The organism is Streptomyces cynarae, assembly GCF_025642135.1.
In the GTDB taxonomy this organism is placed as follows: domain Bacteria; phylum Actinomycetota; class Actinomycetes; order Streptomycetales; family Streptomycetaceae; genus Streptomyces; species Streptomyces cynarae.
In genome coordinates this window covers 6384740-6398879 of the sequence record NZ_CP106793.1, presented here as the reverse complement: position 1 = coordinate 6398879, position 14140 = coordinate 6384740, and the positions used below count along the sequence as shown (strand labels likewise).

The following is a 14140-nucleotide window of genomic DNA, read 5'->3' as shown; positions in this document are numbered from 1 at the left end:
CCGTAAACGTACTGGAGCGGGGCGCCTCGATGCAAATCGAGGCGCCCCGCTCCAGGTTCGCCCTCACACGGACTTGAGTGAGCGTCAGACCTCGACGACCACAGGAAGGATCATCGGCCTGCGCCGGTACGTGTCGGAGACCCACTTCCCGAGGGTGCGCCGCACCAGCTGCTGCAGCTGGTGGGGCTCGACGACGCCGTCCTGCGCCGACCGTTCGAGCGCTTCCGTGATCTTCGGGATGACGTCGCCGAAGGCCGAGTCCTCGATGCCCGAACCACGGGCCTGGACATGGGGGCCGCCGGTGATCTTGCCCGTGGACGAGTCCATCACCACGAAGACCGAGATGATGCCCTCGTCTCCGAGGATCTTGCGGTCCTTCAGCGCCGGCTCGCCGATGTCTCCCACCGACAGGCCGTCGACGTAGACGTAACCGGCCTGGACCTTGCCCGAGATCTTCGCCTTGCCCTCGACGAGGTCGACGGCGACGCCGTCCTCGGCGATGACGATGCGGTCGTGCGGGACACCCGTGAGTGCGCCCAGTTCGGCGTTGGCCCGCAGATGGCGCCATTCGCCGTGGACCGGCATCAGGTTCTTCGGGCGGCAGATGTTGTAGAAGTACAGCAGCTCGCCCGCTGACGCGTGGCCGGAGACGTGCACCTTGGCGTTGCCCTTGTGGACGACGTTCGCGCCCCAGCGGGTCAGGCCGTTGATCACGCGGTAGACCGCGTTCTCGTTGCCGGGGATCAGCGAGGACGCGAGGATCACCGTGTCGCCCTGGACGATGCGGATCTGGTGATCGCGGTTCGCCATGCGTGACAGGGCGGCCATCGGCTCGCCCTGGGAGCCCGTGCAGACCAGGACGACCTCGTGGTCCGGCAGGTCGTCCAGCGTCTTGACGTCCACGACCAGGCCCGGCGGCACCCTCAGGTAACCCAGGTCCCTGGCGATGCCCATGTTGCGGACCATGGAGCGGCCGACGAAGGCGACCCGGCGGCCGTACTCGTGGGCCGCGTCCAGGATCTGCTGGATGCGGTGGACGTGGCTGGCGAAGCTCGCCACGATGATCCGCTTACGGGCGCCCGCGAAGACCTGGCGCAGCACGTTGGAGATGTCGCGCTCGTGCGGCGTGAACCCCGGGACTTCCGCGTTCGTCGAGTCGGCGAGCAGGAGGTCGATGCCCTCCTCGCTCAGCCGGGCGAAGGCGTGGAGATCCGTCAGCCGGTTGTCCAGCGGCAGCTGGTCCATCTTGAAGTCGCCCGTGTGGACCACCATGCCGGCGGGGGTGCGGATGGCGACCGCGAGGGCGTCCGGGATGGAGTGGTTGACCGCGACGAACTCGCAGTCGAAGGGGCCGACGCGCTCGCGCTGCCCCTCCGCGACCTCCAGCGTGTACGGGCGGATGCGGTGCTCCTGGAGCTTCGCCTCGATCAGGGCGAGGGTCAGCTTGGAGCCGATCAGCGGGATGTCGGGCTTCTCGCGCAGCAGGTAGGGGACGCCGCCGATGTGGTCCTCGTGGCCGTGGGTGAGGACGATGCCCTCGATATCGTCCAGGCGGCCGCGGATGGACGAGAAGTCCGGCAGGATCAGATCGATTCCGGGCTGCTCCTCCTCGGGGAAGAGCACTCCGCAGTCGACGATCAGCAGACGGCCTCCGTACTCGAAGACGGTCATGTTCCGGCCGATCTCCCCGAGGCCACCGAGGGGGGTGACCCGGAGGCCGCCCTCGGGGAGCTTCGGCGGCGGGCCGAGTTCAGGATGCGGATGACTCAAAAGACTCTCCTCACCATGCGCGCCACGTACCTGTAGGGCACGTGGCGCGCATGACGTTCGTGCAAAAGCAGTTGTCGATGTGGGGTGCAGGCACTGGGTCCTGCCTATTCAGTTGTGAAGTCCTTGTCAGAGCTGTACCCCGCCGGCGGCAAGATCGATCTTGAGCTGCGCGGTCTCCTCGGGGGACAGTTCGACCATGGGCGGGCGCAGCGGCCCGGCGGGCAGACCCTGGAGGGCGAGGGCGGCCTTGGTGGTCATCACGCCCTGGGTGCGGAACATGCCGGTGAAGACCGGGAGCAGCTTCTGGTGGATCTCCAGCGCCTTCTGGACGTCGCCGCTGACGTAGGCCTCGGCCATGGTGCGCAGCTCGGGCGTGACGACATGGCCCACGACGGAGACGAAGCCGACCGCGCCCACGGAGAGCAGGGGCAGGTTGAGCATGTCGTCGCCGGAGTACCAGGCGAGGCCGGACTGGGCGATGGCCCAGCTGGCGCGGCCGAGGTCGCCCTTGGCGTCCTTGTTGGCGACGATCCGCGGGTGCTCGGCGAGCCGGACGATGGTCTCGGTGTTGATCGGGACGCCGCTGCGGCCGGGGATGTCGTAGAGCATGACCGGCAGGTCGGTGGCGTCGGCGATGGCCTTGAAGTGCCGGTAGAGGCCGTCCTGAGGGGGCTTGTTGTAGTACGGCGTGACGGTCAGCAGACCGTGCGCGCCGGCCTTCTGTGCCGCGCGCGCCAGTTCGATGCTGTGGTGGGTGTCGTTCGTGCCGACGCCGGCCACGATGTGGGCCCGGTCGCCGACCGCCTCCAGTACGGCTCGTACGAGGTCCGATTTCTCCGCGTCGCTGGTGGTGGGGGACTCACCGGTGGTGCCGTTGATGATCAGGCCGTCGTTGCCTGCGTCCACCAGGTGGGTGGCGAGCCGCTGAGCGCCGTCGAGGTCAAGTGCGCCGTCCGCCGTGAAGGGCGTGACCATGGCGGTGAGGATCCGCCCGAAGGGGATCTGCGGAGTGGAGGTCGGAGCCATGGACAACACGCTACTCGCTGCCTCGGTCGTGGTCTGCCCTAGGGGGTCGGCAAAAGTCCTGACAAAGGTGGAGCCCGGTACTGCCTGCTCGGGGGTTCAAGCAGTACCGGGTCCGTTTGATCAGGCTAGATGAACTTCGCGAAATGCCGCAATACGGACACTTCGCTCGGCTGACCCGTACATCTGTACCCGGCCCTTCTCTGCCCGACGGGCACGCGGGTGTGCCTTACGGCGCGACGCGGCCGTTCGCGTTGAACGCGGCGTACGTGAGCGGCATGAGCCTGGCCCACTCGGCCTCCATCCTCTCGCCGACCATCTCGATCTCCCGCTGCGGGAAGGAGGGCACCTTCGCCAGTTCGTGCTGGGTGCGCAGGCCGAGGAAGTGCATCAGCGAGCGCGCGTTGCACGTGGCGTACATCGAGGAGAACAGACCGACCGGGAGGACCGCGCGGGCGACCTCACGGGCGACGCCGGAGGCGAGCATCTCCCTGTAACGCTCATACGCATGGATGTACGAATCCTGCATCGCGCGCTCCATGATCGCGTGCTGCGTGTCGGTGCCCGGTACGAACTCGTACTTGCCCGGACGTCCCTGCTGGACGAGTTTGCGGTCCTCGCCGGGGACGTAGAAGACGGGCTGGAGTTCTCGGTACCGGCCGGACTCCTCGTTGTAGGAGTTGTGGACAACAACGCCATTGGCCAGGAAGTTGTGCCAGGGACCCTCCACCGTGAGGTCGTACGTCATCTCCTCGCCGTCGTCCACGATGGACACGATCGGATCCGGAACAGCTACGGCGATCTTTCCGCCGCGACGTGCCAGCTTCTGCTCCTCGGCACTCTTGGCTGCGTGGCACGGCTCACAGGCGGGGGCCAGATTGCGCTCGTCGAGTGCGCGCGTCAGATCCTCGGCCACGGGTACGACGTGATCGAGCGCGAGCTGGTCACGTGGGAAGGGCTCTCCACACAGGTGACATGTATCGGTCTCGCCGATCAGGCGGTCACGCTGCATCGAGGTCCAGACGCCCACGCCACGACGGAGGCTGGGCGGAACGAGCCTTTCCGAAGGCCGTGGCGCCGTCCCGGCGGTCATCACCGCATCGCCCACGGCCAGCTCTCCGGCCTTCCGCCAGCCTTCCGGGGTGAGCACCGCATGGTCGACGGTGCAGCGAAGGACCTTGCCACCGGCAGTGGTGAGCTTGATCAAAGGCTTGATGCCCGACTGAATGACATCGAGGATAGGCGCCCTCCGCGCTGTCAGCGTCTCCTCGTCGTAGCAGCGAACGTGATTGCGCCTGACCGATTCGAGCTTGCGGAGACGGGTGGAGGGGTGCTTCTCGCGGAATTCCGCAACGGCGCAGTCGGCGGCCTCCCGATTGTCATAGAGCCCCAGGTAGTGGTTGGTCTCTCCGCGGCGGACCTGCGCCATCCACTTCTCGGCGCGGGCGTGCCAGGTCACACCGCCCGCCGAGTGCGGCAATCGGTCTTCGACACCGAGGTGCCACAGCTTGTACAGATCCTGGATCGTACGGCGCCGGAGGTTTCCTGCCTCGCTCTCGAGGGTGATCTCCGTGTCGCCGGCGATGCACCAGCCCACCCGGTGCCGCATGAACTCGCGGAAGACGAAGATCGGGGCGCTGATGAAGAAGGTCATCGAGTTGTGCTCGAAGGGGCTGCCGTGCCGGTCCCGCATCAGGTAGTTGATCAGGCCCTTGGAGCGCTCCGGGTCCTTCTTCAGCTCGTCCAGGGACTGCTCGCCGGCGGTGGAGACGCGGGCGGCCCACAGCACGTCGGAGTCGGCCGCGCTGTGCTTGACCAGCTCGACGGTGACGTCGCTGCGGAAGCTGGGCTTGAGGTCGTCGGCGGGGGTGTCGGTCACGGTGTGGAAGGTCCTTCCCATCACAAGCTCGGGCGCCGCCCACTCTACGGCCCGGCACTGACAACGGGGCGTTCGGTGCCGGTCCGCGACATTCGCCGGCGAAGCCCGTCGAAGTTCTGCGAAATCGGTGATTCAGGGCACCTTTTCGGGCACCCGCTCGTCTGTGTCGGTGACGGCGATTCGTTCGCGTCACCCGGTCTTCAGACAGCTGATCCATCGGACCCTACGAGCCACAAGAGGAGAAGCACTCCCCATGTCCCGTCGGCGCGAACCCGTACCGTTCGCCTTCCTCGCCGAAGCCGACTCCTTCCGCAGCAATGTCACTCCCCCGCCGCGTCGGCGTGCCTCCGCCGGTGAGATGGCCGGACGCTGGCTGCTCGGGCTGACCATTGTCGCCGGGCTGGTGGGCTCCCTGGTCATCGGAATGCCCGCCATGTCGCACCAGGCGCCCGCGGCGACGCAGCAGTCCGTGGCATCGAACGGCCGCTGACGCTCCCGGTCGCCCGCAGGCACGGACGGGCCACCCCGTCGGCCCCCGAGGGTGGTGAGCGGGGACACGGCTCGATAGCCTCACCGGTCACAGCTCCGTGCACCGAGTGAGGATCAGCCGTGCCCCTGCCCTTCCTGACGGCCGACCGTGCTTCCGACCAGGCGGCGGACGACCTGCCGCTGCCGTACGTCGACCGGGACCGCTGGCGCCGCCCCTACCGGCCCGGCCCGTGGCGGGTGGGCACGGCCGCGCTCCTGCTGCTGTTCGCGTCGTACGTGCTCTTCGCCGCGGTCGTCATCGCCCTCGCCGGCACCCCGTCGGACGCGGGCACGGTGTTCGGCGTGGCGTCGGCCGTCATCGCCGTGGCCCTGCGGCTGCTGCGGATGGGCGTCTGGGTGAGCGCGCGGGGGCTGCGCCGAGTGGGTTTCCTCCTCACGCGTACGGTGCGGTGGCAGCATATCGTCTCGGTACGCACGGTGCAGCAGCCGGTGCGCTGGCTGGGACTGCCGCGCACGGTGCAGGGTCAGGCACTGGTCCTCGTACGGCAGGGCGGCGGGCCCGCCCCAGAGACCGTGCTGACCAGCCACAACGCCGACTTCCTGGCCCGCCCCCAGGCCTTCGACCGGGCGGCGGACACGGTGGAGGCGTGGGCGGCGGAGTTCGGGCGGAGCTGACCGCCCCAGGGCCCCTGAACGCAAAAGGGCCGCCTCGCGGACTGCGGGGCGGCCCTTTGGTCGTCTCCGGGCCTCTGAAGGCCGCTGGGGCAGAGGGGCAGAGGGACAGCCGACGGCGCTCAGGACACGAGCGTGCGGCCTTCGTGGAGGGCGATGGCCTGTTGCATCGCCTTGCGGGCGCGGGGCGTGTCGCGGGCGTCGTGGTAGGCGATCGCCAGGCGGAACCATGCGCGCCAGTCGTCCGGGGCCGCCTCCGCCTCCGCCTTGCGTTTGGCGAAGACCTCGTCGGCCGAGTCGCGGTCGATCCGGCCGCTCGGGGTGCGTCGCAGCTCGTCGACGGGCAGGCCGCCCTCCGCCTCCAGCTCGGCGGCGAGCCGGTTCGCCTTGCGGACGAACTGGGTGTTCTTCCACAGGAACCACACCCCGATGACCGGCAGGATCAGCACCGCGACGCCGAACGCGACGGTGACGGGGGTGCCGTTCTCGATCAGGAGCACGCCGCGGCTGCCGACCAGGATGAAGTAGAAGACCAGGACGGCGGCCGTGACGGCATAGGTGATCTTCGCGCGCATCGCTGCTGCTTCTCGCTACTTCAGGTCGAGGAAGTGCTCAAGGCCGAAGGTGAGGCCCGGAGTGGTCACGACGCGGCGGGCGCCGAGCAGGATGCCCGGCATGAAGCTGCTGTGGTGCAGCGAGTCATGGCGGATGGTGAGGGTCTCGCCCTCGCCGCCGAGCAGCACCTCCTGGTGGGCGAGCAGGCCGCGCAGACGTACGGCGTGCACCGGGACGCCGTCGACGTTCGCGCCGCGGGCGCCGTCCAGCGCCGTCGCCGTGGCGTCCGGCTGCGGGGCGCTGCCCGCCTTCTCGCGGGCGGCGGCGATGAGCTGGGCGGTGCGCGTGGCGGTGCCGCTGGGGGCGTCCACCTTGTTCGGGTGGTGCAGCTCGACGACCTCGACGGACTCGAAGTAGGGGGCGGCCGCCTCGGCGAACTTCATGGTCAGCACGGCGCCGATGGAGAAGTTCGGGGCGATCAGGACGCCGGTCTGCGGGGACTCGGCGAGCCAGCCCTTCAGCTGCGCCAACCGCTCGTCGGTCCAGCCCGTGGTGCCGACCACGGCGTGGATGCCGTGCCGTACGCAGAACTCCAGATTGCCCATGACGGAGGCCGGGGTGGTCAGCTCCACCGCCACCTGGGCCCCCGTCTCGACGAGGGTCTCCAGCTGGTCGCCCCGGCCGAGGGCGGCCACCAGCTCCATGTCGTCGGCGGCGTCGACGGCCCGTACCGCCTCCGCACCGATCCGGCCCTTGGCGCCGAGGACCGCCACGCGCAGCTTGCTCATCTCTCTTGCTTCCTTACCGGAGTGGTTGACGACCGCCGTGACCGCCGGGCGCTCACGCGACCGCGTCGTGCAGTCGGGACGCCTGTTTGTCCTTGAGCGGGCCGATGATCGACAGGGAGGGCCGCTGTCCCAGGATGTCCTGCGCCACGGACCGGACGTCGTCCGGGGTGACCGCCTCGATCCGGGCCAGCATGTCGTCGACCGACATCTGGTCGCCCCAGCACAGCTCGCTCTTGCCGATACGGTTCATCAGCGCACCCGTGTCCTCGAGCCCGAGGACGGTGGAACCGCGGAGCTGGCCGATGGCGCGGGCGATCTCGTCGTCCGACAGGCCGTTCTGCGCGACGTGATCCAGCTCGTCGCGGCAGATCTTGAGCACGTCGTGCACCTGGCTCGGCCTGCAGCCCGCGTACACGCCGAAGAGGCCGCAGTCGGCGAAGCCGGACGTGTACGAGTACACGCTGTAGGCCAGGCCGCGCTTCTCCCGGACCTCTTGGAACAGGCGGGACGACATGCCTCCGCCGAGCGCCGTGTTCAGCACGCCGAGGGCCCAGCGGCGGTCGTCGGTGCGGGCCAGGCCCGGCATGCCGAGGACGACGTGCGCCTGCTCGGTCTTGCGGGCCAGCAGCTCCACGCGCCCGGCGGTGCGGATCACGCGGCGGCCGGCGCGCGGACCGATGGGCGTGGCCTCCGTCCGGGTGAGGGCGCCCGCCTTCTCGAAGGCGGCCCGCACCTGGCGTACGACCTTCTGGTGGTCGACGTTGCCCGCGCAGGCGACCACCAGGTGCGTGGGGTCGTAGTGCTTCCTGTAGAAGCGGCGGATGCGGTCGGCGGTCAGCGCGTTGACGGTGTCGACCGTGCCGAGGACCGGGCGGCCGAGCGCGTTGTCGCCGAACATGGTGTGCGCGAAGAGATCGTGCACGCAGTCGCCCGGGTCGTCCTCCGTCATCGCGATCTCCTCGAGGATCGCGCCGCGCTCGACGTCGACGTCCTCCTCCAGGATCAGCGAGCCGGTGAGCATGTCGCAGACGACGTCGATGGCGAGCGGCAGGTCGGTGTCGAGCACGCGCGCGTAGTAGCACGTGTACTCCTTGGCCGTGAACGCGTTCATCTCGCCGCCGACCGCGTCGAGGGCGGAGGAGATGTCCAGGGCGGACCTGCGCGACGTGCCCTTGAAGAGCAGGTGCTCCAGGTAGTGCGTTGCGCCGTTCAGCGCGGGCGTCTCGTCGCGTGAGCCGACGTGCGCCCAGATGCCGAAGGTGGCGGAGCGGACGGAGGGCAGCGTCTCGGTGACGACGCGCAGACCGCCCGGGAGGGTGGTTTTGCGGACGGTGCCGATGCCGCCCGCGCCTTTGATCAGGGTTTGGGTACGGGCGACGGCCCGCGCCTCCGAAGAGGTGCGGGCCGTCGCCTTCAAGCCACGGGACGTCACTTGTCGGTGTCGTCCTTCGCCTCGTCGGCCTCGTCGCCCTCGCCCTCGATCACCGGGATGAGGGAGAGCTTGCCGCGGGAGTCGATCTCGGCGATCTCGACCTGGACCTTCTGGCCCACGCCGAGGACGTCCTCGACGTTCTCCACGCGCTTGCCGCCGGCGAGCTTGCGGATCTGCGAGATGTGCAGCAGACCGTCCTTGCCCGGCAGCAGCGAGACGAACGCGCCGAAGGTGGTGGTCTTCACGACCGTGCCCAGGTAGCGCTCGCCGACCTCCGGCATGGTCGGGTTGGCGATGCCGTTGATCGTGGCGCGGGCGGCCTCTGCGGACGGGCCGTCGGCGGCACCGATGTAGATCGTGCCGTCGTCCTCGATCGTGATCTCGGCGCCGGTGTCCTCCTGGATCTGGTTGATCATCTTGCCCTTGGGGCCGATGACCTCGCCGATCTTGTCGACAGGGATCTTGACGGTGATGATCCGCGGGGCGTGCGGGGACATCTCGTCGGGCCGGTCGATGGCCTCCATCATCACGTCGAGGATGTGCAGGCGGGCGTCACGGGCCTGCTTCAGGGCCGCGGCCAGCACGGAGGCCGGGATGCCGTCCAGCTTGGTGTCCAGCTGGAGGGCGGTCACGAACTCCTTCGTACCGGCGACCTTGAAGTCCATGTCGCCGAAGGCGTCCTCGGCGCCGAGGATGTCGGTCAGCGTCACGTAGTGCGTCTCGCCGTCGATCTCCTGGGAGATCAGGCCCATGGCGATACCGGCGACCGGGGCCTTCAGCGGCACACCGGCGTTCAGCAGCGACATGGTGGAGGCGCAGACGGAGCCCATGGACGTCGAACCGTTGGAGCCGAGGGCCTCGGACACCTGGCGGATCGCGTACGGGAACTCCTCGCGCGACGGCAGCACCGGGATCAGGGCGCGCTCGGCGAGGGCGCCGTGGCCGATCTCGCGGCGCTTGGGGGAGCCGACGCGGCCGGTCTCACCGGTGGAGTAGGGCGGGAAGTTGTAGTTGTGCATGTAGCGCTTGCGCGTCACCGGCGAGAGGGTGTCGAGCTGCTGCTCCATGCGCAGCATGTTCAGCGTGGTGACGCCCAGGATCTGGGTCTCGCCACGCTCGAACAGGGCCGAGCCGTGGACCCGCGGGATGGCCTCGACCTCGGCGGCCAGCGTGCGGATGTCGGTGACACCGCGGCCGTCGATGCGCTTCTTCTCCTTGATGACGCGCTCACGGACCAGGGTCTTGGTCAGCGAGCGGTACGCGGCGGAGATCTCCTTCTCGCGGCCCTCGAACTCCGGCAGGAGCTTCTCGGCGGCGAGCTGCTTGACGCGGTCCAGCTCCGACTCGCGCTCCTGCTTGCCGGCGATGGTGAGCGCCTGGGCCAGCTCGGGGCGGACGGCGGCGGTCAGGGCCTCCAGGACGTCGTCCTGGTAGTCCAGGAAGATCGGGAACTCGGCGGTCGGCTTGGCGGCCTTCGCGGCGAGGTCCGCCTGGGCCTTGCACAGGACCTTGATGAAGGGCTTCGCAGCGTCCAGACCGGCGGCGACGACCTCCTCGGTCGGTGCCTCGGCGCCGCCCTCGACCAGCTTGATCGTCTTGTCGGTGGCCTCGGCCTCGACCATCATGATCGCGACGTCGCCGTCCTCCAGGACGCGGCCGGCGACGACCATGTCGAAGACGGCGTCCTCGAGCTCGGTGTGCGTCGGGAACGCGACCCACTGGCCGTTGATCAGCGCGACGCGGACGCCGCCGATCGGGCCGGAGAAGGGCAGACCGGCCAGCTGCGTGGACGCGGACGCGGCGTTGATCGCCACGACGTCGTACAGGTGGTCCGGGTTGAGCGCCATGATCGTGGCGACGACCTGGATCTCGTTGCGCAGGCCCTTCTTGAAGGACGGGCGCAGCGGGCGGTCGATGAGTCGGCAGGTGAGGATCGCGTCCTCGGAGGGGCGGCCCTCACGGCGGAAGAAGGAACCGGGGATCTTCCCGGCCGCGTACATCCGCTCCTCGACGTCGACCGTCAGCGGGAAGAAGTCGAGCTGGTCCTTGGGGTTCTTGGACGCGGTGGTGGCCGAAAGGACCATCGTGTCGTCGTCCAGGTACGCGACGGCGGAACCGGCGGCCTGCTTGGCCAGGCGGCCCGTCTCGAAGCGGATGGTGCGGGTGCCGAAGGAGCCGTTGTCGATGACGGCCTCGGCGTAGTGGGTCTCGTTCTCCACTAGCGTTTTCTCCTCGTCTTCGTCCCCGGCTGCCCGTGTGGCAGGGGGACGGTGGCGGAGAAGCGCTCCGTCTTGTGCGGGCCGGTCTTCGATCGAAGCACCCGGGGCTCTCTTCCCCGGGGGCCACTACCGAGGACCGGCGGCGGCGAGGCGCGCTCCTCCTCGTTCGGTGTGTGCGGTGCCGCCTGGTGCGTCCAGGTACCCCTCACACGGTGTCCTACGTCTTGCGTTGTGCTACCACACTACAAAGCGGTGGTGACAGTCCGCACGTACAGCAAAGGGAGCGGCCCCCTTCGTACGGGAACCGCTCCCTTCACGGCGTCTTACTTGGCGCCCGCCGCACCGCGGCGGATGCCCAGGCGGTCGACCAGCGTACGGAAGCGCTGGATGTCCTTCTTCGCCAGGTACTGCAGCAGGCGACGGCGCTGACCGACCAGGATCAGCAGACCACGACGGGAGTGGTGGTCGTGCTTGTGGGTCTTGAGGTGCTCGGTCAGGTCGGAGATCCGACGGGACAGCAGAGCGACCTGGACCTCGGGGGAGCCGGTGTCACCCTCCTTGGTACCGAATTCACCGATGATCTGCTTCTTCGTAGCGGCGTCGAGCGACACGCGTACTCCTCGTAGTCTTCTTCAGCTGCCACCGAGTGCCCCTGGTCTTCATCTCAGGGGGACTTCCACGACTCGGGAGGCGGGGATCCGCTGGGCGCGTCCTCCAGGGGAAACCGGAGGCGCGTACACATACGGCCGTCACACAGCGTACCAGCCGGGCAGCGGTGTCCCGGCCCGGGCCCGGCAGGGGTGGGGGCGGGCGTCGGACCACCGGGGTCAGCCACGTGATCAGCTCTCCAGGACCGGCCGCCAGGCCCCATCCCCGGACTCGCGGGGTCAGAACAGCCGGAAGCCGAAGCCAGCGGCGACGAGGCCGACGGTGACGATCACCGGTCCGATGACGTGGTTGCCCCACTTCCTGGCGCCTTGAACGCGCCACAGGGCAATGGTCACAGCGACACCGGCCATGACGATCAGACATCCGGCGACCCCGAGAAGTACCAGGAAGAAGCCGCTCCAGGTAGCCGGGTGGTCCGGGTTCGGGGTCCAGGTCGCCGCAAGTCCCACTTCGTCGGCAGCTCTCACTCGTCCTCGGCCAGGTCCTGGATGTCCCACTCGACGCCGGAGCCTGCAGCGTAGACGCCCGTGTTCGAGGTAGTGCCCACGGTGTTCTTGAACGCGTTGTCGGCGAGCTTGTCCCGGTCGCCGAGGTTTTCCCCACCGAGGCTTCCGTGCTGCTCCAGGGCATGGTTGACGCCGTGGTTCTGGGCGTTGCCGAAGGCGCCGGTCTCGGCGTCGGTGAGAGCGTCCTGGCCCATCGTCGACGGGTCCTGGTCGTTGGCGACGTCGGCCGTGAGACCACCCGCGACGTTGCACGCTGCGCCGTTGACCGTGGCGCCGAGCAGGCCGTCACCCCTCAGCACATCGCCTGCCACCCCGGTCAGCCCCGCTGTGTCCGCCAGTGCTGCCCCGCCTCCGGTGAACACGGCCGTCCCACCGGCGGCCCAGGCCCCGGCGGCGAGGTCGTCTCCCACGGTCACGGGCTGACCGTGAGAAGAGACGTTCACCGGCTCAGGAGGCGACACCGTCGGATCCTTTGCCCATCGCTGCCCTGGACGACGGCCACGACCGGGTGTCGCCCCCGCACGCACCGCTGCACGGGGGAGGCGAATACCGCCTCTGCCACCTCGGCCGGGCCGAGAGCCGGTCCGAGGGCGGAGAGCCCTCGCGCCGCCGAGCGGACCTCAGACGCCGCCGCGGACCTTGCTGTAGACGTCGAGGACGGCCAGGCAGACCGGGACCAGGGAGAGCAGCACCAGGGAGTCCGCGAGGTCCAGCATGCGGCCCCAGAAGGGGGAGAGCCCCTTCTGCGGCACGATCAGGGCGATCGCGATCAGCAGCAGCACGCCGGCCGCGACCGAGGCGCCGAGCCACAGGGTCCTGATGTCGACGGGACCGGAGTTGCCCTTGAGCAGTTCGAGGACGATGCCGGCCGGGGGCGAGATCGCGAGGCCGAGCACCAGCAGACCCAGGGTGACGACGCCGGCCACGAACAGGCACGTCACCTGGGCGGTGTACCGGAAGAGCCGCGCCCGCATCATCGCGGCGAGACCGGTGCAGAGGGCCAGCAGCTGGGCCCAGCCGCTGTCGCTGAAGCCGAGCACCGCGCCACCCGCGCCGATGATGACGGCCGCGCAGCCGCCGACCAGTCCGAGCAGCAGTTCGTGGCCCCGGCTGGTCTGGGCGACGATGCGCTGCACGTCGACGGCCTCGAGGTCGCCCTCCCGGCCCTCACGACGGGCCCTGGCCAGGTCCTCCGGGTTGCGGAAACCGATCGGCAGCTTGGCGAAGCGGGCCGACCATCCGGGCAGGAAGCCGACTACCGCCAGCGCCACGACCGAGGTGCCGGCGGCGATCTCGCGCGGCTCCGCCTCGGTGAGCACACCGCAGAAAACGGCGAGCGTGCCGATCGCGGCGGCCAGCGCGGCGGCCACGAACGGGGCGTCTCCCTGCGGCAGCAGCATGATCAGTACGACCGAGAAGACCAGTACGGCCACGCAGCCGACGAGGAACTGGATCCTGCCGGGGCCGTGACCCGCGTCCTGGGGGATGACGCCGGAGCCGGCGATGAGCGCGTGCGGAAGCGCCGAGACACCGAGCGCGACGGCGGAGCCGCGGTCGTCGTAGACCCGGGCCCGCACACCCGCGAGCACCGTCAGGGCCAGTGCGACCACGCCGGCGAGGATGCCCTGCAGGCCGTGCATGTCGTGCCGGATGGGGTCCGCGAACCAGAACACGAAACCGAGCATGATCAGCAGCAGCGATCCGGCGACGAGACCGGCCACCCGCATCAGGTTGTCGTTCCAGCTGCGGATGTCCTGCTTGACCGCGGCGGCGATCGCGTCCACCACGTCGTCGTGGACGGCCGGCGGCAGCGAGTCGGCGAAGGTCCGCAGCAGCAGCACTTCGCCGTCCCTGACCCGGTGCTCGAGCAACGAACGGCTCGCGTCGAGGACTTGGCCCTCGCGGCGTACCAGGTGGTAGCCGGCGGGACTGGTGTCCGGATGGACCAGGCCCGAGAGCCTGACGATCTCGGGAAAGAGGTCCTGGATCGGCAGGTCCTCCGGCAGCGCGACATCGACACGGCTGTCCGGCGCTGCGATGGTGATTCGGCAGAAACCCGTCGAAGTCCCCGTGCTCACCTGGTTGTTCCCCCTGTTGGACAAGGCTTCCTCACGCCGCTGCTACGGCGCGGAGCGCCA

At 69.3% G+C, this 14140-nt stretch carries 12 protein-coding genes and 3 pseudogenes; 2 read left to right on the top strand and 13 right to left on the bottom strand.

Annotated features, from left to right (window positions below; translation table 11 throughout):
• Positions 1-84: 84 nt before the first annotated feature.
• From N8I84_RS29155 to N8I84_RS29140, 5 genes and pseudogenes are all read right to left on the bottom strand, one after another.
• The gene (locus N8I84_RS29155) at positions 85-1770 is read right to left on the bottom strand and encodes a ribonuclease J (protein ID WP_103844272.1); all 1686 of its coding nucleotides are present in this window, start codon (positions 1768-1770) and stop codon (positions 85-87) included.
• 126 nt (positions 1771-1896) lie between these two features.
• On the bottom strand, positions 1897-2796 hold the full coding sequence (gene dapA, locus N8I84_RS29150) for a 4-hydroxy-tetrahydrodipicolinate synthase (protein WP_263232406.1): 900 nt from the start codon (positions 2794-2796) through the stop codon (positions 1897-1899).
• A gap of 226 nt (positions 2797-3022) precedes the next feature.
• A pseudogene (gene thyX / locus N8I84_RS42835) lies at positions 3023-3472 on the bottom strand (FAD-dependent thymidylate synthase); the annotation flags it as partial.
• Positions 3473-3475: 3 nt separating this feature from the next.
• Positions 3476-4222, bottom strand: a pseudogene (locus N8I84_RS42830) (HNH endonuclease); the annotation flags it as partial.
• 159 nt (positions 4223-4381) lie between these two features.
• Positions 4382-4672, bottom strand: a pseudogene (locus N8I84_RS29140) (FAD-dependent thymidylate synthase); the annotation flags it as partial.
• 253 nt (positions 4673-4925) lie between these two features.
• On the opposite strand from N8I84_RS29140, the gene N8I84_RS29135 reads away from it, so the two are divergent.
• Positions 4926-5162: a hypothetical protein gene (locus tag N8I84_RS29135; RefSeq protein WP_263232405.1), complete on the top strand. Its 237-nt coding sequence runs from the start codon at positions 4926-4928 to the stop codon at positions 5160-5162.
• A 119-nt stretch (positions 5163-5281) separates the two neighbouring features.
• Positions 5282-5836, top strand: a complete 555-nt coding sequence (locus tag N8I84_RS29130) for a hypothetical protein (protein WP_263232404.1) — start codon at positions 5282-5284, stop codon at positions 5834-5836.
• A 119-nt stretch (positions 5837-5955) separates the two neighbouring features.
• Here the strand turns inward: N8I84_RS29130 and N8I84_RS29125 are convergent, their stop codons facing one another.
• The 8 genes from N8I84_RS29125 to eccD form a co-directional block, all read right to left on the bottom strand.
• On the bottom strand, positions 5956-6408 hold the full coding sequence (locus tag N8I84_RS29125; RefSeq protein ID WP_263232403.1) for a tetratricopeptide repeat protein: 453 nt from the start codon (positions 6406-6408) through the stop codon (positions 5956-5958).
• Between the two features lie 15 nt (positions 6409-6423).
• Positions 6424-7176: a 4-hydroxy-tetrahydrodipicolinate reductase gene (gene dapB, locus N8I84_RS29120; protein WP_200423695.1), complete on the bottom strand. Its 753-nt coding sequence runs from the start codon at positions 7174-7176 to the stop codon at positions 6424-6426.
• A 52-nt stretch (positions 7177-7228) separates the two neighbouring features.
• A complete protein-coding gene (locus tag N8I84_RS29115) occupies positions 7229-8608 on the bottom strand; it encodes a M16 family metallopeptidase (protein ID WP_263232402.1) in 1380 nt (459 codons plus the stop codon).
• Positions 8605-10827, bottom strand: coding sequence for a polyribonucleotide nucleotidyltransferase (locus N8I84_RS29110; RefSeq protein ID WP_263232401.1), 2223 nt, complete (start codon positions 10825-10827; stop codon positions 8605-8607). Before N8I84_RS29110 ends, N8I84_RS29115 begins: the two co-directional genes overlap by 4 nt.
• 323 nt (positions 10828-11150) lie before the next feature.
• Complete coding sequence (gene rpsO, locus N8I84_RS29105) at positions 11151-11438, bottom strand: 30S ribosomal protein S15 (protein WP_053664877.1); 288 nt, start codon at positions 11436-11438, stop codon at positions 11151-11153.
• A gap of 276 nt (positions 11439-11714) precedes the next feature.
• On the bottom strand, positions 11715-11963 hold the full coding sequence (locus tag N8I84_RS29100; RefSeq protein ID WP_263232400.1) for a hypothetical protein: 249 nt from the start codon (positions 11961-11963) through the stop codon (positions 11715-11717).
• Positions 11960-12418: a hypothetical protein gene (locus tag N8I84_RS29095; RefSeq protein WP_263232399.1), complete on the bottom strand. Its 459-nt coding sequence runs from the start codon at positions 12416-12418 to the stop codon at positions 11960-11962. The genes N8I84_RS29100 and N8I84_RS29095 overlap by 4 nt, the downstream gene beginning before the upstream one ends.
• Before the next feature lie 204 nt (positions 12419-12622).
• Positions 12623-14080, bottom strand: a complete 1458-nt coding sequence (gene eccD / locus N8I84_RS29090; protein WP_263232398.1) for a type VII secretion integral membrane protein EccD — start codon at positions 14078-14080, stop codon at positions 12623-12625.
• Positions 14081-14140: the final 60 nt, after the last annotated feature.